This window comes from Bradyrhizobium sp. AUGA SZCCT0158 (assembly GCF_018130065.1).
Classification (GTDB): Bacteria; Pseudomonadota; Alphaproteobacteria; order Rhizobiales; family Xanthobacteraceae; genus Bradyrhizobium.
On the sequence record NZ_JAFCME010000006.1, the window covers coordinates 286,120 to 304,318 of the forward strand.

At 63.6% G+C, this 18,199-nt stretch carries 13 protein-coding genes; 11 read left to right on the forward strand and 2 right to left on the reverse strand.

Annotation, left to right across the window (positions count from 1 at the left end):
- Positions 1-4: 4 nt before the first annotated feature.
- Positions 5-352 carry a hypothetical protein gene (locus tag JQ574_RS11595; RefSeq protein ID WP_212209506.1) on the reverse strand — a complete coding sequence of 116 codons (348 nt, stop codon included), beginning with the start codon at positions 350-352 and terminating at the stop codon, positions 5-7.
- A 144-nt stretch (positions 353-496) separates the two neighbouring features.
- On the opposite strand from JQ574_RS11595, the gene JQ574_RS11600 reads away from it, so the two are divergent.
- The 5 genes from JQ574_RS11600 (at position 497) to JQ574_RS11620 (ending at position 5,711) form a co-directional block, all read left to right on the forward strand.
- On the forward strand, positions 497-796 hold the full coding sequence (locus JQ574_RS11600) for a hypothetical protein (protein WP_212209507.1): 300 nt from the start codon (positions 497-499) through the stop codon (positions 794-796).
- Between the two features lie 396 nt (positions 797-1,192).
- A complete protein-coding gene (locus tag JQ574_RS11605) occupies positions 1,193-2,209 on the forward strand; it encodes an amino acid ABC transporter substrate-binding protein (protein WP_212209508.1) in 1,017 nt (338 codons plus the stop codon).
- A gap of 22 nt (positions 2,210-2,231) precedes the next feature.
- Positions 2,232-3,434: an amino acid ABC transporter permease gene (locus JQ574_RS11610; protein ID WP_212209509.1), complete on the forward strand. Its 1,203-nt coding sequence runs from the start codon at positions 2,232-2,234 to the stop codon at positions 3,432-3,434.
- Positions 3,434-4,957 (forward strand): amino acid ABC transporter permease, encoded by a 1,524-nt coding sequence (locus JQ574_RS11615; RefSeq protein ID WP_212209510.1) that lies wholly within the window; start codon positions 3,434-3,436, stop codon positions 4,955-4,957. Before JQ574_RS11610 ends, JQ574_RS11615 begins: the two co-directional genes overlap by 1 nt.
- 10 nt (positions 4,958-4,967) lie before the next feature.
- Complete coding sequence (locus JQ574_RS11620) at positions 4,968-5,711, forward strand: amino acid ABC transporter ATP-binding protein (RefSeq protein ID WP_249119262.1); 744 nt, start codon at positions 4,968-4,970, stop codon at positions 5,709-5,711.
- Positions 5,712-5,823: 112 nt separating this feature from the next.
- Here the strand turns inward: JQ574_RS11620 and JQ574_RS11625 are convergent, their stop codons facing one another.
- Positions 5,824-6,864: a cysteine synthase A gene (locus JQ574_RS11625; protein WP_212209511.1), complete on the reverse strand. Its 1,041-nt coding sequence runs from the start codon at positions 6,862-6,864 to the stop codon at positions 5,824-5,826.
- Between the two features lie 719 nt (positions 6,865-7,583).
- Between JQ574_RS11625 and JQ574_RS11630 the strand changes: the two genes are divergently transcribed.
- The 6 genes from JQ574_RS11630 to JQ574_RS11655 all read left to right on the forward strand — a co-directional run bounded on the left by JQ574_RS11630 (position 7,584) and on the right by JQ574_RS11655 (position 18,071).
- Positions 7,584-9,068 (forward strand): efflux transporter outer membrane subunit, encoded by a 1,485-nt coding sequence (locus JQ574_RS11630; RefSeq protein WP_212209533.1) that lies wholly within the window; start codon positions 7,584-7,586, stop codon positions 9,066-9,068.
- Positions 9,058-10,497: an efflux RND transporter periplasmic adaptor subunit gene (locus JQ574_RS11635; protein ID WP_212209512.1), complete on the forward strand. Its 1,440-nt coding sequence runs from the start codon at positions 9,058-9,060 to the stop codon at positions 10,495-10,497. The genes JQ574_RS11630 and JQ574_RS11635 overlap by 11 nt, the downstream gene beginning before the upstream one ends.
- Positions 10,498-10,507: 10 nt before the next feature.
- A complete protein-coding gene (locus tag JQ574_RS11640; RefSeq protein ID WP_212209513.1) occupies positions 10,508-13,654 on the forward strand; it encodes an efflux RND transporter permease subunit in 3,147 nt (1,048 codons plus the stop codon).
- Positions 13,654-16,767, forward strand: coding sequence for an efflux RND transporter permease subunit (locus JQ574_RS11645; RefSeq protein ID WP_212209514.1), 3,114 nt, complete (start codon positions 13,654-13,656; stop codon positions 16,765-16,767). The genes JQ574_RS11640 and JQ574_RS11645 overlap by 1 nt, the downstream gene beginning before the upstream one ends.
- Before the next feature lie 57 nt (positions 16,768-16,824).
- Positions 16,825-17,571, forward strand: coding sequence for a tRNA-uridine aminocarboxypropyltransferase (locus JQ574_RS11650; protein ID WP_212209515.1), 747 nt, complete (start codon positions 16,825-16,827; stop codon positions 17,569-17,571).
- An 80-nt stretch (positions 17,572-17,651) separates the two neighbouring features.
- Positions 17,652-18,071 carry an SxtJ family membrane protein gene (locus JQ574_RS11655; RefSeq protein ID WP_212209516.1) on the forward strand — a complete coding sequence of 140 codons (420 nt, stop codon included), beginning with the start codon at positions 17,652-17,654 and terminating at the stop codon, positions 18,069-18,071.
- Positions 18,072-18,199: the final 128 nt, after the last annotated feature.

Sequence of the window (18,199 nt, forward strand, 5' to 3'; positions counted from 1 at the left end):
TCGGTCACTTCTGTGCCGTCGATTGGCTCGCAATGCCGTAGCGAACCACGTTGATGCTTGAGCCCCGCTTCGGGGCCTTGCCGACCAGCGCGTTCCTGCCCTCTTTTTTCTTGGGGGCCTGGTCGATCGCCAGCACGCGGATGTTGGTCAGGATGATTTCCGATCGGATCGGTTCACCCGCGATGAAGGGGGCACACGCGATCGAGCCGGATTTGGCGACGAGAAGCTCCGTGGTCGGCAGCTGCGCGACCGGCTCGGCAGCGGCGGGCTTCTCGTCCGATCCGCGCGCGGGATAAGCCGAAACGCAGCCCCTGAGAGCGATGGCTGGAACTACGATACGGGCAGCATTCATACGCTTTACTGTCTACTCTTACGCTGGGCGCCATCATCCGCATGGCGTCGACGGCCGTCCCACCCGGCATGACTAACGGGGCAATGGTATAAGGGAACTTGAGGGGTGAATGATTTGGTGGCGAGACCGGCGGGATTCGCCGTCATGGTGAACGCGCGGTTAGTGTCCGCGCCTGCAAAAATCCGGATTTCTACGGATAAGACCATTGCGGCCCGCGCTGCATCCGCCGCTGTGCAACAGCGGATCGCGGAGTTTGCAGAAATCGCGGCGCTGGCTGGCGCCCTTCAGCGCCGTGAAGCGCCGGTCGAGATCGGGCTTGAGGTCATCGACATTCTCGAGCTCGATGTGAAGCCGCAACGTCAGGCCGCCCGGCGCCGGGCGATAGCTGTCGCAGGGAATGACGAGGCTCGCACAGCCCGCCCGGGCTTTGGCGTCGCGGCCTGATGTGACCGGTCCGGTTTAGGATTTTTGCGGGTTGGACGGGCGAGCGTTCGAACAACCAAGGCGTTCGCGCCATCAAAGACGTTTTGCCGCAGCCATGACAGATAGCCAAAACACCGCCGGCCTGCCGGGTCGGGGCCGGTTTAGTTACTCACAGAATACAGAAGTCGGCCGTCAACCCCTTGACCCGGCTCGCCAGTCGGATTGTGATACGGCACAACTACCAGTCGCCGCACGTTGAGGGGCCTGCCGCGACCTTCGATCCCTGTCCGACCGTATTGCGTGTCAAACTGCCGGGTCAGATTGGCGCTTTTTTCGGTGGGGGATCATCGGGTTGGCCCAACAGCGTTCGAGGACGACAAGCCAACGTTCCCGCACGACCCCTGAAAGGCCTTGCCCATGAAACGCGTATCCCTGGTTCTCACCCTTGCCGTTGCCTCCGGTCTTTCGGTCCAGGCTGCCTCGGCGCAAACCCTCAAAACGGTCAAGGACCGTGGCATGCTTTCCTGCGGCGTCAGCCAGGGATTGCCGGGGTTCTCGTCTCCGGACGACAAGGGCAACTGGACCGGCCTCGACGTTGACATCTGCCGCGCGATCTCAGCTGCGGTCTTCAACGATCCGAGCAAGATCAAGTTCGTGCCGCTGTCGGCCAAGGATCGCTTCACCGCGCTGCAGTCCGGCGAAATCGACGTGCTGTCGCGCAACACCACCTGGACGCTGTCGCGCGATACTTCGCTCGGCGCCAATTTCACCGGCGTGACCTATTATGACGGCCAGGGCTTCATGGTGAAGAAGGCGCTGAAGGTGAATTCCGCGCTGGAATTGAACAGCGCGTCGGTCTGCGTGCAGCAAGGCACCACCACCGAGCAGAATCTCGCCGACTACTTCAAGGGCAACAACATGAAGTACGAGGTGATCGCATTCGGTACCAACGACGAGGCCGTCAAGGCCTATGAGTCCGGACGCTGCGACGTCTTCACGACAGACGTGTCCGGCCTTTATGCCGATCGTTTGAAACTCGCGAGCCCGGCCGATCATGTCGTGCTGCCGGAAGTGATCTCGAAAGAGCCGCTCGGCCCGATGGTGCGCCATGGCGACGACCAGTGGGCAGACATCGTGAAATGGACGCTCTACGCGATGATCACCGCGGAAGAGCTGGGCATTACCCAGAAGAACGCCGATGAGATGGCGAAATCGGACAAGCCGGAGATGAAGCGGGTATTCGGCACCGACGGCAACCTTGGCGAACAGCTCGGCCTGACCAAGGATTGGGTCTCGCGGATCGTGAAGGCCGTCGGCAATTACGGCGAGTCATTTGAGCGCAACGTCGGCGCCGGCTCCAAGCTTGGCATTGCCCGCGGCATCAACGCGCTCTGGAGCAAGGGGGGTATCCAGTACGCGCCGCCGATCCGCTGATCGCCAGCGGAGGGCTGCGGCGATGGCCATCGAACCCCGAAAACCACCGTCGCAGTTGGTTCCCAAACTGCAGAGGGCGCTCGGTGGCAGCGCGGGCTGGAGCGGTTTCGTCATCCAGCTCGTGTTCGTCGCCGTACTGGCCTGGATCGCCTACGAGATCGTCGCCAATGCCCGCGCCAATCTGCAGGCGCAGCGGATCACCGCGGGCTTCGGCTTCATGGTCAACACGGCAGGTTTTGACGTCAGCCAGAACCTGATTGCGTATTCAGGCTCCGACAACTACATCCGCGTTTTCCTGGTCGGCCTGCTCAACACCCTGCTGGTCTCGGTGATCGGCATTTTCTTCGCCACCGTGATTGGTTTTTTGGTGGCGCTCGGCCGCCTGTCGCCGAACTGGCTGCTGTCGCGCATGGCCGGCGGCTATGTCGAACTGATCCGCAACCTGCCGCTGCTGTTCCAGATCCTGTTCTGGTATCTGGCGGTGCTCGCTGCGCTGCCCAATCCAAGGCAGAGCATTTCGGTGCTCGACACCTTCTTTCTCAGCAATCGCGGCTTGGTAATCCCCAAGCCGATCGGCGAGCCGGGTTTCGAACCGTTCGTCCTCGCGCTGCTGATCGCGATCGTCGCGGCGATCGCGTTTTGGCGCTATTCCCGGCGTCAGTTGTTCCAGAGCGGCAAGGTGATCAAGGTCTGGCCCTATGCGCTGGGCCTGGTGGTCGGTCTGCCGCTGCTTGTGACCCTTATCTTCGGCGCGCCCGTAAAGTTTGAAATACCGGCCCTGAAGGGCTTCAACTTCGCCGGTGGCTCACGGGTCATTCCGGAGTTCGTCGCCCTGACATTGGCGCTGTCGACCTACACCGCCGCGTTCATCGCCGAAATCGTGCGCGCCGGCATCTTGTCGGTTCACAAGGGGCAGATGGAAGCCGGCTCGTCGCTTGGGCTGCAGCGCGGCTCGGTGCTGCGGCTGATCGTGATCCCGCAGGCCTTGCGCGTGATCCTGCCGCCGCTGACCAACCAGTATTTGAACTTGACCAAGAACTCCACTCTGGCGGTGGCGATCGGCTATCCGGACCTGGTCTCGGTGTTCGCCGGCACCACGCTGAGCCAGACCGGACAGGCGATCGAAATCATCGGCATCACCATGGGCGTCTACCTCGTGATCTCGCTGGTCACGAGCGCGATCATGAGCTTCTACGGGTGGCGTATCGGCCGGAGTATGGGGTGATGAGCGAGACCACACCATCCGTTTTCGTCCGCCAGGAACTCGTCGGCGAGCGTCCAGCACCGATCAAGACCACCGGCTTTGTCGGCTTCCTGCGCACGCGGCTGTTCAATTCGCCGACCAACGTCCTGATCACGATCGTCAGCGCGCTGCTGCTCTGGTTCATCGCCGTTCCCGCGCTGAGATTCGTGCTGATCGATGCGGTCTGGACCGGCAACGACCGCACCGCGTGTCTCGCCAAAAACGCCGGAGACGTGGTCGGCGCCTGCTGGCCGTTCATTCAGGCGAAAATCGGTCAGTTCATCTACGGCTTCTATCCGGAGCCGGAGCGCTGGCGGGTCAATCTGGTCTTCCTCATGGCCGTGATCCTGCTGCTGCCGCTGCTGATTCCCAAGGCGCCCGCCAAAGGCCTCAACGCCGGACTTTTCTTCATCGCATTGCCCGTCATCGCCTTCTTCCTGCTGCATGGCGGCGGATTGGGCGGCCTCGGTGTCAGCTGGACGGCCGGGCTTTTGTCGGGGTTCAACGACAGCATCGGTGACAGCGGGCGCAAGCTGGCGGCCGCGGGCGGGGCGACGGCCCTGATCGGACCGCTGCTGTGGCTGCTCGGTCAACTGATTGTGCTGCTCTCGACAATGGTTTCCTGGCTGCTGCTGCCGCTGACCTGGCTGCACGCCACGGTTCAGGCTTCCGGCAGTCCGCTGTGGGCGGACTTCGCATTGACCACCCTGATCGTCTCCGCCCTGGTGTTCTGGTTGAGCGGAGGCGTGCGCGCCGGCTCACGTCCGCTCGTCACCTGCCTTGCGATCTTCGCCGGCATTGGCATCGTGATCGCGGTGATGGGACTGGACCGGGGTGGCTTGCCCGTGGTCGATACGCGGCTGTGGGGCGGGTTGCTGGTCACACTGGTGGTGGCGGTCACCGGCATCGTCGCATCGATGCCGATCGGCGTTGCGCTCGCGCTCGGCCGGCGTTCTTCGATACCGCTGATCCGGATTTTCTCGATCGCCTTCATCGAGTTCTGGCGCGGTGTTCCGCTGATCACGGTGCTGTTCTTCGCAACCTATATGTTACCGCTGTTCGTCCCGACCGGGTTCACCATCGACGGTTTGGTGCGCGCCCTGATCGGGATTGCGCTGTTCACCGGCGCCTATCAGGCGGAAAACATCCGCGGCGGCCTGGCGGCGATCCCGCGCGGGCAGGGCGAGGCGGCGAGCGCGCTCGGCCTGTCCTGGGCCAAGACCACCGGGCTGATCGTGATGCCGCAGGCGTTGCGCCACGTCATCCCGAGCCTCGTCAACAGTTTCATCGGCCTGTTCAAGGACACCTCGCTGGTTTCGATCGTCGCGCTGTTCGATCTCCTCGGATCGTTGCGCGCGTCGTTTTCCGATCCGAACTGGGCGACGCCGAGCACGTTGTTCACCGGCTTTGCGTTCACCGGGATCATCTACTTCGCCTTCTGCTTTGGCATGTCGCGCTATTCGCTGTTCGTCGAGAACAGGCTGAACGCGCATCGCCGCAATTGAGTAAATGACCATGAGCACAGATCAGATCGTCGGCATCAAGGCTCTCAATAAATGGTACGGGGACTTTCACGTCCTGCGTGACATCAACCTCGGTGTCGCCAAGGGCGAGCGCATCGTCATTTGTGGTCCCTCGGGCTCGGGCAAGTCGACGCTGATCCGCTGCATCAATGCGCTGGAGGAATTCCAGGAAGGCGAGATCGTGGTCGAGGGGATCGAACTCGGACCCAATTTGCGGCGTGTCGACGAAGTCCGGCGTGAAGTCGGCATGGTGTTCCAGAGCTTCAACCTGTTTCCGCACTTGACCGTGCTGGAGAACTGCACGCTGGCGCCGATCTGGGTGCGCAATATCCCCAAGAAGGACGCCGAGGCGACCGCGATGAAATACCTGGAGCGGGTCAAGATCCCGCATCAGGCCAACAAATATCCGGGGCAGATGTCAGGCGGTCAGCAGCAGCGCGTGGCGATCGCGCGCGCGCTGACCATGAACCCCAAGGTCATGCTGTTCGACGAGCCGACCTCGGCGCTTGATCCGGAAATGGTCAAGGAAGTGCTCGACACCATGGTCGACCTCGCCAATGAAGGCATGACCATGCTGGTCGTCACCCACGAAATGGGATTTGCGCGCGAAGTCGCCAATCGTGTCGTGTTCATGGACGCCGGCCAGGTGATCGAATCCAACACGCCGGAAAACTTCTTCGCCAATCCGCAGCACGCGCGGACGAAGTTGTTCCTCAGCCAGATCTTGCGGCATTGACTTCGTAGGGTGGGCAAAGCGAAGCGTGCCCACCATCAAAGTACGATATCTGGATGGATGGTGGGCACGGCGCCAATGCGTCTTTGCCCACCCTACGACTTCGCGCCCCGTCTCACACCTTCTCAAACGGCAGATCGACCTTCGGGCGCTTTTCCAGCCATTCCGGCACCGGCAAATTCTTGGCTCGCATGAAAGCGGGATTGAACAGCTTCGACTGATAGCGGCCGCCGGAATCGGCAAGGATGGTGACGATGGTCTTGCCGGGCCCGAGCTGCTTGGCGAGCCGGATCGCGCCCGCGATGTTGACGCCGGTGGAGCCGCCGAGGCAGAGGCCCTCGTGCTCGGTCAGGTCGTAGATCACCTTTACCGCTTCCTCGTCCGAGATCAGGAAGGCGTCGTCGACCTTCGCGGTCTCGATGACAGGCGTGACGCGGCCGAGCCCGATGCCTTCGGTGATCGAGTCTCCCGGTGTCGATTTGGCCGTGCCGTTCTTGAACAACTCGTACATCGCAAAGCCATGCGGATCGGCGCAGGCGTTGATGATGCCGGGGTGCTTTTCCTTCAGATAGCGGCTGGTGCCGGCCAGCGTGCCGCCGGTGCCGACCGAGCAGATGAAGCCGTCGATCTTGCCGCCGGTCTGCTGCCAGATCTCGGGGCCGGTCGATTCGTAATGCGCCTTGGCGTTATCGAGGTTGTTCCACTGATCGGCGAACAGCACGCCGTTCGGCTCGCTCTTACGCAGCTGCGCGGCGAGCCGTCGTCCGACATGCTGGTAGTTGTTCGGATTGGAGTACGGCAGCTGCGGCACTTCGATCAGTTCCGCGCCGCATAGCCGCAGCATGTCCTTCTTTTCCTGGCTCTGGGTCTCCGGGATCAGGATCATCGTCCGGTACCCACGCGCGCTCGCTACGACGGCAAGACCGATACCGGTGTTGCCCGCGGTCGACTCGACCACGAGGCCGCCGGGCTTGAGGTCGCCGCGCTTCTCGGCTTCGAGGATCATCCATTTGCCGGCGCGGTCCTTCACCGACTGACCGGGATTCATGAATTCGGCCTTGCCGAGAATGGTGCAGCCGGTCGCTTCGGAAGCGCGCTTGAGCTTGATGAGCGGCGTGTTGCCGATGGCTTCGATGACGTCTTTGTTGAAGGTCATTTGGAATTGCCGGTTTGCTTTGCCTATTCGTTGAGCGAACCCTAAAGGACCGCCGCTGGGCATACAAGCCAGCGCTTAAGTCGCAGCCGGTCATCTGGATTTGCGAACACCACCTGACGCGCCCCGATATTTCCCTGACGGCATCTGGTTCGGCCAGGGCTTGCGGAAATTGCTTCGCCAGATCGCGAGCGCCTTGGCATAATCTTGCCCGAAAATGCACTCGCGGATGGCGGGAACGCCGAACTACTTGCCGATGGTTGCTGAAGCAGGCGACAAGTTCTCATCGTCGATGATGACGTGTTCGCCGGCGCAAGATTCGCGATCATGGACGGCGAAGGGACGGCTACGCCGGGGTTCCCGGTAGTTCGAATCGGCTGCAGGCGCGTTTTCACCCGAGCAGACGGATTTGGGCCGTGGGAATGGGGAAAAAACCCGTGAAATCTTCGTAAGGTTTCGCGGGTCCGGCATTAACCTGACCGCGTCCCAAGGCCGATAAAATAAGGCTAACTTGCACTTTTGATCGCCGATTGGCTCGCTTCCGCCAGCGATCGTCGGGATGGTTCCGGGACTGTCCGCGCCCTGATCGCAAGGGTAGTATGACGGCTCGGTTCCAACGGAAGCATCACCCCCGTGAACGTGTCGCAGACTACCCAAACAAACGTTCATCGCGGGTCACGCTGGAATTTGTCCCGTGGAGAACGGGTGTGACCCAGCGAATAATGGAGGCTGTGGCTGAAGGCTGGCGGGCGCGCTTTCCAGGTGCAAGTCGCCGGGTGAGCCGCTTTGCGCGCTCAGTCGCGGTGCTCGGGCTGGTCGCCAGTTCGGCGGGCTGTATCCTGACCAAGGATCTGCCCGATCCCGCACTCGACATCCCCGAAGGCTACAAGGCCGCCCGCCTGACCAAGCCGCAGGACGCGCCGCCGACGCTCGACTGGTGGCGCGGTTTCCGCTCGCGGGAACTGACGACGCTGATGGAAGAAGCCCAGACCGTCAATCTGGATATCGCCGCCGCCACCGCACGCTTCCTGCAGGCCGATGCGCAGGCGCGGATCGCCGGCGCGGCGTTGTTGCCGACCCTGAGCGGCAGCGGTTCGGAAAGCTATTCACGAACCTCCGGCTCGAGTTCGAGTGGCCTGACCAATGGCGGCCGCGAGGTCGTCAACTATCAGGCCTCGCTGAGCGCCAGCTACGAGCTCGATTTCTGGGGCAAGAATCGTGACGCCGCCCAGGCGGCGGAAGAGACCGCGGTCGCCAACCGCTTCGACCGCGACGTCATCGCATTGACCACGCTGACCACGGTTGCCAACGCCTATTTCCAGGTGCTCGCGGCGCAGGACCGGATTCGCACCGCAGAGCGCAACATCGCCAGCGCGGTCCGCATCCTCAACGCCATCAAGGAGCGGCTGCAGGCCGGCACCGGCAACGACCTCGACGTCGCCCAGCAGGAAACCGTTGTTGCCAACCAGCGCGCGCTGGTGCCGCCGCTGCGGCAAACGCTCGACCAGAACATCAATGCGCTGGCCACGCTGGTGTCGCGGCCGCCGGAATCGGTGCGCGTCATCGGCGGCACGCTGAACCAGATTGTCTCGCCCCGCGTCACGCCCGGCCTGCCGTCGGAACTCCTGACGCAGCGCCCCGACATCAGGCGCCAGGAAGCGCAGCTGGCGTCCGCCACCGCCAATGTCGGCAACGCGCGCGCGCAGTTTTTCCCGAGCATTCAACTGACCGGGCAGGGTGGCTATCAGAGCTCCGCATTGGCGTCGCTGTTTCAGCCGCAGGCCGCGTTCTTTAGCATGGTCGGCAGCCTGACCCAGCCGATTTTCGACGGCGGCAGGATCCTCGGCAATTTCGAATTTACCAAGGCCCGGCAGGATGAGTTGCTGCAGACCTATCGCAAGACGGTGGTGCAGGCCTTTGCCGATGTCGACAATGCGTTGATGTCGATCCGCCAGACCACGGAGCGGCTGCGGCTGCAGCGCGAGGTGGTGGCGTCCTCGCGGCGGGCGTTTCAACTGTCCGAGCAACAACTGCGGGCCGGAACTGCCGACATCGTAACTGTGCTAAATACGCAATTGACGTTATTCCAGGCGGAAGATTCGCTATCGCAGGCCCAATTGGCCCGGCTGCTCGCGATCGTCAGCCTGTATCAGGCGCTGGGGGGCGGCTGGGAGCCTAGGATGGAAAGGCCGGTCGATGCTCTTTAAGCCGGAGTCAGAGGAAGACACCAAACCCCCGGAAGTGCGCAAGCCGGGTTTCTGGTCGCGCGTGCTCAAGCGCATGGTTTCACTTGCCGTGACGCTCGTGATCCTCGGCGGTCTGGCTTACATCGGCTGGTACGCGTTTCAGCCCAAACCGAACGGCGGCGGCGGTGGTCGCGGCGGCGCGCGGCTCGACCTTCCGGTGCCGGTGCTGGCGGCGACGCCGCGCACCCAGGACGTGCCGGTCTATCTCGACGGCGTCGGCTCCGTCCGCGCACTGAATAATGTTCTCGTGCGCGCCCAGGTCGACGGCAAGTTGATCTCGGTGAACTTCACCGAGGGCCAGGACGTCAAGAAGGGCGACGTGCTGGGCGAAATCGATCCGGTGATCTACCAAGCGCAATATGATCAGGCGGTTGCCAAGAAGGCGCAGGACGAAGCCCAGCTCGCCAACCAGAAGCTCGATCTCGCCCGCTACCAGCAGCTCGCGGCGTCCAACGCCGGATCGAAGCAGCAGGCCGATACGCAGCGCGCCTTGGTGGCCCAGCAGGAAGCGCTTGTGAAGGCCGACCAGGCCGCGATCGACAATGCGCAAGCCACTCTCGGTTACACCAAGATCATCGCACCCCTGTCGGGACGCGCCGGCCTGCGCCAGGTCGACCAGGGCAACATCATCAAGGCGTCGGACGCGACCGGTCTTGTCATCATCACCCAGCTGCAGCCGATCGCGGTGCAGTTCAGCCTGCCGCAGCAACAGATCGTGCGGGTCAATGCCGCCGCGGCCAAGGGCGCACTCGCTGTCGACGTCTTCGGCAATGACGGCGTCACCGTGGTCGACACCGGCACGCTGAAAGGCATCGACAACCAGGTCGACCCGACCACGGGAACGCTGAAACTCAAGGCGGAATTTCTTAACGCCAAATTCCAGCTCTGGCCGGGCCAATTCGTCAATGTGCGGCTGAAGGTCGAAACGCTCGAGAAGGCGATCGTGGTGCCGACCTCGGCGGTTCAGCGCGGCCCTGCCGGGACATTCAGCTACGTGATCGGCCCTGGCGATATCGCGACCGCCAAGCCGGTGGTGGTGACGCAGCAGAACGAGCACGATGCGGTGATCGCGAGCGGGCTTTCGACCTCCGACCGCGTGGTGACCACGGGCTTTGCCAATCTGTCCGACGGCGCCAAGGTTCTGATCGGCACCGATGACCGGGCGCCGACCGCCGACCTCGCGCCACGCAAGCGCAGCCGCAGCCCCGACGGCAAGGGCGGTCAGGGCGGTCAGGGCGGCCAAGCCAAAGAAGGCCAGGCCAAGGAAGGTCAAGCCAAAGACGGCGAACACCGCGGCAGACGCGAACGCGGCGAAGGCGATCAAAAAGGACAGACCGGGCCGGCACCGGCCGGCCAACAGTCGGGCGGGCCTGCGAAATCGCAGCCATGAGGACGCAACCATGAGCGTCTCCGAACCATTCATCCGCCGGCCGATCGCGACCTCGTTGCTCGGGATCGCGCTGCTGATCGGCGGCGCGCTCGGCTATTGGGCGCTGCCGGTGTCGGCGCTGCCGCAGGTCGATTTCCCGACCGTGCAGGTCACGACGCAACTGCCGGGCGCCAGCCCCGACGTGGTGGCCTCGCTGATCACGGCGCCGCTGGAGCGTCAGCTCGGCCAGATCCCGTCGCTGTCGTCGATGCAATCGACGAGTTCGTTCGGCGTCAGCCAGATATCGCTGCAGTTCGATCTCAACCGCGACATCGACGGCGCCACCCAGGACGTGCAGGCCGCGATCAATGCGGCGGCCGGCATCCTGCCCAAAAACCTGCCGTACCCACCGACCTACGCCAAGGTCAACCCGGCCGATGCACCCGTCATGACGCTGGCGCTGACGTCGGAGACGATTTCGCTGCGCGCGATGAGCGACATCGCCGACACGATTTTGGGGCAGCGGCTCAGCCAGATTTCCGGCGTTGGTCGCGTCGCGGTGCTCGGCGGATTGAAGCCTGCAATACGGGTGCAGGCCGACCTTGCGCGGCTCGCCGCCTACGGCATTTCGATGGAGGACCTGCGCGCCGCCATTGCCGGGGCCAACGTCTCGGGCCCGAAGGGATCGCTCGATGGCGCGCAGCAAGCCTACACCATCGCCGCCAACGACCAGATCGCGGCGGCGGAGGCCTACAAGCCGATCATCATCGCCTATCGCAACGGCGCGCCGGTCACGATCGGCGATGTCGCCGTCATCATCGACGGGCTGGAGAACGACCGCACCGGCGGCTGGTATCAGGGCACGCCGGCCGTCATCATCGACATCCAGCGGCAGCCCGGCGCCAATGTGATCGAGGTGGTGCGCCAGATCCGCGAGGAAATTCCCAAGGTGCAGCGCGCGATCCCGGCGGGCGTCAAGCTGACCATCGTCAGCGACCGCACCGTCACCATCCGCGCCTCCGTCCATGACGTGCAGTTCACGCTGATCCTTTCAGTGGTGCTGGTGACGCTGGTCGTGCTGTTGTTCCTGCGCTCGCTGCGCGCCACGCTGATCGCAGGCGTGGCGCTGCCGCTGTCGCTGATCACGAGCTTCGGGATCATGTATTTCGCGGGATTCAGCCTCGACAATCTGTCGCTGATGGCGCTCACGATCGGCACCGGCTTCGTGGTCGACGACGCCATCGTGATGATCGAGAACATCGTCCGCCACATGGAAGACGGCGAGTCCGTGATGGAGGCCTCGCTGAAGGGCGCCAGCGAAATCGGCTTCACCGTGATTTCGCTGACGGTGTCGCTGATCGCGGTGTTTATCCCGCTATTGTTCATGTCCGGGCTGGTCGGCCGCATGTTCCGCGAATTCGCGCTGACGCTGACGATCGCGGTGGTGACCTCGGCGGTCGTCTCGCTGACGCTGACGCCGATGATGTGCTCGCGGCTGCTCAAGAACGTTCATGAGGAATTTGCCGTTCCGGGGCTCGCGGCCGTCAGCGGCTTCATCGATCGCACGGTCGAACTCTATCACCGCACGCTGTTGTGGGTGCTGCAGCGCCAGCGCGCCACGCTCGCCGTGACGTTCCTCACCATTGTCGCGACCCTGGTCATGTATGTGGTCGCGCCGAAGGGGTTTCTGCCGCTGCAGGATACGGCTTCGATCACGGCGGTGACCGAGGCCGGGCCCGACGTTTCCTTTGCCGAGATGCAAAGCCGGCAGATGGCGGCGGCGGCCGCGATCCAGGCCGATCCGGATGTGGTCGGCGTGGTCTCCGTGATCGGCGCAGGCTCGGTCAATCCGACCACCAATGTCGGGCGTCTGGTGATGACGCTGCGCCCGCGCGGCGAGCGAAGCGACGACATCATGGTCGTGGTGAACCGGCTGAAGCAGCGCACGGCCTCGATTCCTGGCATGACCATCTATTTCCAGCCGGTGCAGGATGTGCAGATCTCGACCCAGTCGAGCCGCTCGCAATACCAGTACACGCTGACCGGCACCGATTCCGCCGAAGTGACCAAATGGGCCAACAGGCTCGTTGCCGAAATGCGGCGGGATCCGCTGTTCCGCGACGTCTCGTCGGAAGCGCAGGAGGGTGGCTTGCGCGCCGCGCTCGACATCGACCGCCAGCGCGCCGGCCAGCTCGGCGTCAGCCTGCAGGTCGTGACCGATACGCTGAACGACGCCTTTGCGCAGCGGCAGATTTCGACCATCTACGGCCAGGCCAACCAGTATCGCGTGGTGCTGGAGGCCATGCCGATGTATCAGCGCGATCCATCGATCCTCTCGAAACTCTACGTGCCGGGCGCGTCGGCAACGCCGGGAAGCCCGGCCGGTCAGGTGCCGATCTCGGCGATCGCGACGCTGACGCGCACCACCGCGCCGCTGGCGATTTCGCATCACGCGCAGTTCCCCGCCATCTCGCTCAGCTTCAACCTGGCGCCGGGCGAAGCGCTCGGCGACGCCGTCGAGGCGGTCAAGTCGATCGAAACCCGCATCGGCATGCCCGGCAGCATCGTCGGCGTCTATGCCGGCGACGCGGCCGAGTTCGCTAAATCGCTTGCCGGGCAGCCATGGCTGATCCTGGCCGCGCTGGTCACCATCTACATCGTGCTCGGCGTGCTCTATGAGAGCTACATCCACCCGATCACCATTCTCTCGACGCTGCCCTCGGCCGGCATCGGCGCCATCCTGGCCTTGATGCTGTGCGGCCAGGACCTGTCGGTGATCGGCCTGATCGGCATCATCCTGTTGATGGGCATCGTCAAGAAAAACGCGATCATGATGATCGACTTTGCCCTCGAGGCGGAGCGGCATAGGGGCATGTCCGCGCACGAAGCCATCGTGCAGGCCTGCCTGTTGCGCTTCCGCCCGATCATGATGACGACGCTGGCCGCGCTGTTCGGCGCGCTGCCGCTGGCGCTCGAAAGCGGCACCGGCGCGGAATTGCGTTTCCCGCTCGGCGTTTCGATCATCGGCGGATTGCTGCTGAGCCAGTTGCTGACGCTCTACACCACGCCCGTGATCTATCTGGCGCTCGACCGGCTCAACCGCAAAATCGACAAGGCGGTGCCGAAGCCGGGGCCTGCGGGGCCGCCCGTTGCCGGCGCCACCGAGGGGATGCAGTAATGGCATCGATCTCGATCTCGGAGCCCTTCATCCGCAGGCCGGTAGGCACCACGCTGCTGGCGATCGGGCTCTTTCTGGTCGGGGTCGTCGCCTACGTGTTTCTGCCGGTGTCGGCGGTTCCCAACGTCGATTTTCCGTCGATCCGGGTTTCCGCCACGCGCCCGGGCGCCGACCCCTCGATCATGGCGTCGACGGTTGCGGCCCCGTTGGAGCGGCGACTCGGGCAAATCTCGGGCATCGACCAGATCACCTCGACCAGTTCGCTCGGCACCACCAGCATCCAGCTGCAGTTCGCGATCGGCCGCAACATCGACCGCGCCGCGCGCGACGTGCAGGCGGCGATCAACGCCTCGCTGGCGGATTTGCCGACCGACCTGCCGTCATTGCCGCGGTTCCGCAAAGCCAACCCGTCGGCGGCGCCCGTGTTCGTGCTGGCGCTGACCTCGAAGACGCTGACGACAAGCGCGATGTATGACGTCGCCGATACCGTGATCGCGCAGCGCATCTCGCAGGTGCCGGGGGTCGGCGAAGTCACCGTCAGTGGCGCGGATCAGCCCGCGGTACGGATCGCGCTCAACCCGGTCGCGCTTTCCAATGCCGGGATCGCGACCGACGACGTCCGGCTGGCGATCGTCAATTCCAACCCGCTCGGCCCGGTCGGGATCTTCAACGGCGCCCGCCAGAGCGAGACGATTTCGACCAACAAGCAGATGCGGACGGCGGCCGAATTCCGCGACATCATCATCAAGAGTTCGGGGGGCAATTTCGTTCGCCTCTCCGACGTGGCTGAGGTGGAAGACTCCGTCCGCAACAGCCGCTCGATCGCCTGGTTCAACAAGCAGCCGGCGGTGCTGATCCAGATCACCAAGCAGGGCGACGCCAACGTCATCGATACCGTCGACCGGGTGAGGGCGCTGCTGCCGGAATTGCAGCAATGGCTGCCGGGCGGCGTCGAGATTTCGACGCTGGTCGACCGCACCGGCACCATCCGCGCCAGCGTGCTCGACATGCAGTTTACGCTGCTGGCGACCGCGTTCCTGGTCATGGTTGTCGTGTTCGCCTTCCTGCGGCGGTTGACGCCGACGATTGCGGCCGGCGTCTCGGTGCCGCTGGCGCTGGCCGGCACCTGCGCCGGGATGTGGCTGGCCGGCTTCTCGATCGACAATCTGTCGCTGATGGCGCTGGCGATTTCGGTCGGCTTCGTGGTCGACGACGCCATCGTGATGATCGAGAACATGTACCGCAATCTCGAGCAGGGCATGGCGCCGCTCGCCGCAGCGATGGAAGGCGCCAAGCAGATCGGCTTTACCGTGCTGTCGATCAGCCTGTCGCTGATCGCGGCCTTTACGCCGCTGATTTTCATGGACGGGATCGTCGGGCGGCTGCTGCGCGAATTCTCGCTGACGCTGACCTTTGCCATCGTGGTGTCGACCGTGGTCTCGCTGACGGTCACCCCGATGATCTGCGCGCATTTCATCAAGGAGGCGACTTCCGATCGCGCCACCTGGTTCGACCGGCTGGTCGAGGGCACGCTGTCGCGCACCGTGTCGTTCTACACCTGGACGCTGCGCCGGGTTCTGGAATTTCCTTATCTTACCCTGCTCGTGTTCTTTGCCACCATCGCGCTGACGGTGACGCTCTATATCAAGACGCCGAAGGGCTATTTCCCGACCGATGACAGCGGCTTCATCATCGGATCGACCCGCGCCTCCCCCGACATCTCGTTTCAGGCCATGCTCGGCCTGCAACAGCAATTGGCCGATATCGTCATGGCCGACCCTGCGGTCGCCGGGATCGGCTCCTCGCTTGGCAGCGGCGGCGGTCCCGGTGGCGGCGGCTCTAACCGCGGCACCATGTTCATCAGCCTGAAGCCGCCTGAGGAGCGGGCGGGGCAGTCGACTGCCGACGTGATCGATCGCCTGCGCCGGGCGCTCTATCGCGTCGCGGGCATCCGCCTGTTCATGTTCGCCGCCCAGGATATAAGGACCGGCGGACGGCAGAGCGATTCCGACTATCAGTACACGTTGTCGAGCACCGACCTCGGTCTGCTGCAGAAATGGGCCCCCATTGTCGGCAAGCGCATGGAGACCGTCGAGGGCATCACCGACGTGTCCTCTGACCGCGATCCCGGCGGGTTGCAATTGTCATTGGTGATCGACCGGAAGACGGCGTCCAGCTTGGGTGTTCGCGTCCAGGACATCGACAACGCCTTGAACAACGCGTTCGCGCAGCGGCAGATTTCGATCATCTACACCCAGCGCAACCAGTACATGGTGGTGCTGGAGATCGACCCGAAATTCCAGGCCGATCCGTCGAACCTCGAACGTATCTTCGTCGCCGGCGCCAACGACGCGCAGGTGCCGCTATCGGCGGTCGTGCGCTATCAGCGCGGCCTGTCGCCGCTGGCGGTCTATCACTCGCAGTCGTTCCCCTCGACGACGGTGTCGTTCAATCTGCTGCCCAACGTGCCGCTCGAGGTCGCGACCACCAACATCCAGCGCGCGGTCGACGAGCTGCACATGCCGGAGGGCATCCGCGGCAGTTTCGACGGCAATGCCGGCGACTTCAACAAGACCAGCGGCCGGCAGCCGCTGCTGATCCTCGGCGCGCTGGTGGCGATGTATATCGTGCTCGGCGTGCTCTATGAGAGCCTTGCCCATCCCCTGACCATCATCTCGACGCTGCCTTCGGCGGGGCTCGGCGCGCTGCTCGCGCTGCAGGTGACCAACACGCCGCTGACCGTGATCGCCTTTGTCGGCATCATTCTCTTGATAGGGATCGTCAAGAAGAACGGCATCATGATGGTGGATTTTGCACTCGACGCCGAGCGCCACCGTGGTCTGTCGTCGGCGGATGCGATCTTCGAGGCCTGCACCGCCCGGTTCCGTCCGATCCTGATGACGACGCTGGCGGCCCTGTTCGCGGGCATCCCCCTCGTCATAGCGACCGGCCCAGGCACCGAGCTGCGCCGGCCGCTCGGAATCACCATCATCGGGGGATTGTTCGTGTCCCAGATCCTCACTTTGTACACGACACCCGTGATCTACCTTCTGATCGACGGGTTGCGGCGGCGGTGGTCCGAACCGGCCGCAATCCAGGCGCCGGCGGAATAATCACCGGAACGGCGCTGAATTGTTGATGGGGTGGGCGGCGCAGCGTATAGCGGGCGGATGTCAAAACAATCTGAAGCCAAGATTGCGCCTGAAGCTGACGAGGTGCCGGAGTGCGCCGACTGCGGCAAACCGGTGCCTCTGTGTATCTGTGACAGCATCACGCCGATCGAGAACAAGGTTTCGCTCCTGATCCTGCAGCATCCGCAGGAACAGGACCGGACGCTGGGTACGGCGCGCCTGACGGCACTCCATTTTGGCGACGCCGTGCTCAAGATAGGATTGTCTTGGCCGAGCCTCTCCAAGGCGCTGGGGCGGCCGGTGGACGATCCCTCACGCTGGGCGGTGCTGTATCTTGGTTCCGCCAAGGTCAGCGAGCTCGAGACCGAGAACGAAATCGTCGCGATCAACCGCAAGGGCGAGATCGAACCGCATCAGCGCGCGATTCTCAGCGATATCGAGGGCATTGTGCTGCTCGACGGCACCTGGAGCCAGGCTAAGGCGCTTTGGTGGCGCAATGCGTGGATGCTGAAATGCCAGCGGGTGATTCTTGGGCCCAAGCGCGCCTCGCGTTATGGAAAGCTCCGCAAGGAGCCGCGTGCCGACGGGCTCTCCACGATCGAGGCCGCGGCGATGCTGCTGGCCGGACTGGAGAAGCGACCCGATATCGCCGAGACGCTCAACGGCAGTTTCGAGCGGCTGCTGACGCGGTATCGCGAGGTTCAGACCACCATGCCGGAACTCGCACCCAAGCCGAAGAAGAAGGATTATCGTCGCCGCAAAGGGGTTAAAGCCCGCGCCAAATAATGCTAGCGAAGGTTGCGAGCGATCAGTAGAACCGCCGCGTTGTCTGTCACCAAAGCCGAAAACATCAGCAGAAAGTACCGATGCAATCGCTTGAGTCACAACATGACGAGGTTGTCGTCGGGCCAAGCGACCGCAATTTCGGGTTCACGATGGCCACGGTCTTTGCGCTGATCGGCGGTTACGGTCTCTACCAGGCTTCGTCTCATGCGCCGTTCTGGCTGGGCGGCGCCGCGGTGTTTGCCTGCCTGACCCTGTGGCGTCCGCGAACGCTCAACCCCGCCAACCGGGCATGGCTGAAGCTCGGGCTTCTGATGTACCGCGTGGTCAACCCCGTCATCATGGCGCTGCTCTTCTTTGGCACGATCCTGCCGATTGGGCTGGCGATGCGCCTGTTCGGCAAGGATTTCCTCAAGCTCGCCAGGGATCGTTCATCGCCGACCTATTGGCTGCCGCGCTCCGATCCGAGACCACCATCGCAATCCATGCGGCAGCAGTTCTAGGGTCCGCCTGATGTCGTGCCTGCGCGATCCATTTGTCTTTCCGGGATCGCTTTCTCGCGATACCCGTATGGGAGCATTGCCGGCGGTAACCAAGGGCTCAGCGCTGACGCCGTTCGTCTGTACCCTGT

What these genes read in the sequence shown, in the direction of transcription:
- JQ574_RS11645 (WP_212209514.1), top strand. Translation starts at nt 13,654, where the DNA reads ATGGCATCGATCTCGATCTCGGAGCCCTTCATCCGCAGGCCGGTAGGC.
- JQ574_RS11610 (WP_212209509.1), top strand. Translation starts at nt 2,232, where the DNA reads ATGGCCATCGAACCCCGAAAACCACCGTCGCAGTTGGTTCCCAAACTG.
- JQ574_RS11595 (WP_212209506.1), bottom strand. Translation starts at nt 352, where the DNA reads ATGAATGCTGCCCGTATCGTAGTTCCAGCCATCGCTCTCAGGGGCTGC.
- JQ574_RS11640 (WP_212209513.1), top strand. Translation starts at nt 10,508, where the DNA reads ATGAGCGTCTCCGAACCATTCATCCGCCGGCCGATCGCGACCTCGTTG.
- JQ574_RS11625 (WP_212209511.1), bottom strand. Translation starts at nt 6,864, where the DNA reads ATGACCTTCAACAAAGACGTCATCGAAGCCATCGGCAACACGCCGCTC.
- JQ574_RS11630 (WP_212209533.1), top strand. Translation starts at nt 7,584, where the DNA reads ATGGAGGCTGTGGCTGAAGGCTGGCGGGCGCGCTTTCCAGGTGCAAGT.
- JQ574_RS11620 (WP_249119262.1), top strand. Translation starts at nt 4,968, where the DNA reads ATGAGCACAGATCAGATCGTCGGCATCAAGGCTCTCAATAAATGGTAC.
- JQ574_RS11605 (WP_212209508.1), top strand. Translation starts at nt 1,193, where the DNA reads ATGAAACGCGTATCCCTGGTTCTCACCCTTGCCGTTGCCTCCGGTCTT.
- JQ574_RS11635 (WP_212209512.1), top strand. Translation starts at nt 9,058, where the DNA reads ATGCTCTTTAAGCCGGAGTCAGAGGAAGACACCAAACCCCCGGAAGTG.
- JQ574_RS11650 (WP_212209515.1), top strand. Translation starts at nt 16,825, where the DNA reads ATGTCAAAACAATCTGAAGCCAAGATTGCGCCTGAAGCTGACGAGGTG.
- JQ574_RS11615 (WP_212209510.1), top strand. Translation starts at nt 3,434, where the DNA reads ATGAGCGAGACCACACCATCCGTTTTCGTCCGCCAGGAACTCGTCGGC.
- JQ574_RS11655 (WP_212209516.1), top strand. Translation starts at nt 17,652, where the DNA reads ATGCAATCGCTTGAGTCACAACATGACGAGGTTGTCGTCGGGCCAAGC.
- JQ574_RS11600 (WP_212209507.1), top strand. Translation starts at nt 497, where the DNA reads ATGGTGAACGCGCGGTTAGTGTCCGCGCCTGCAAAAATCCGGATTTCT.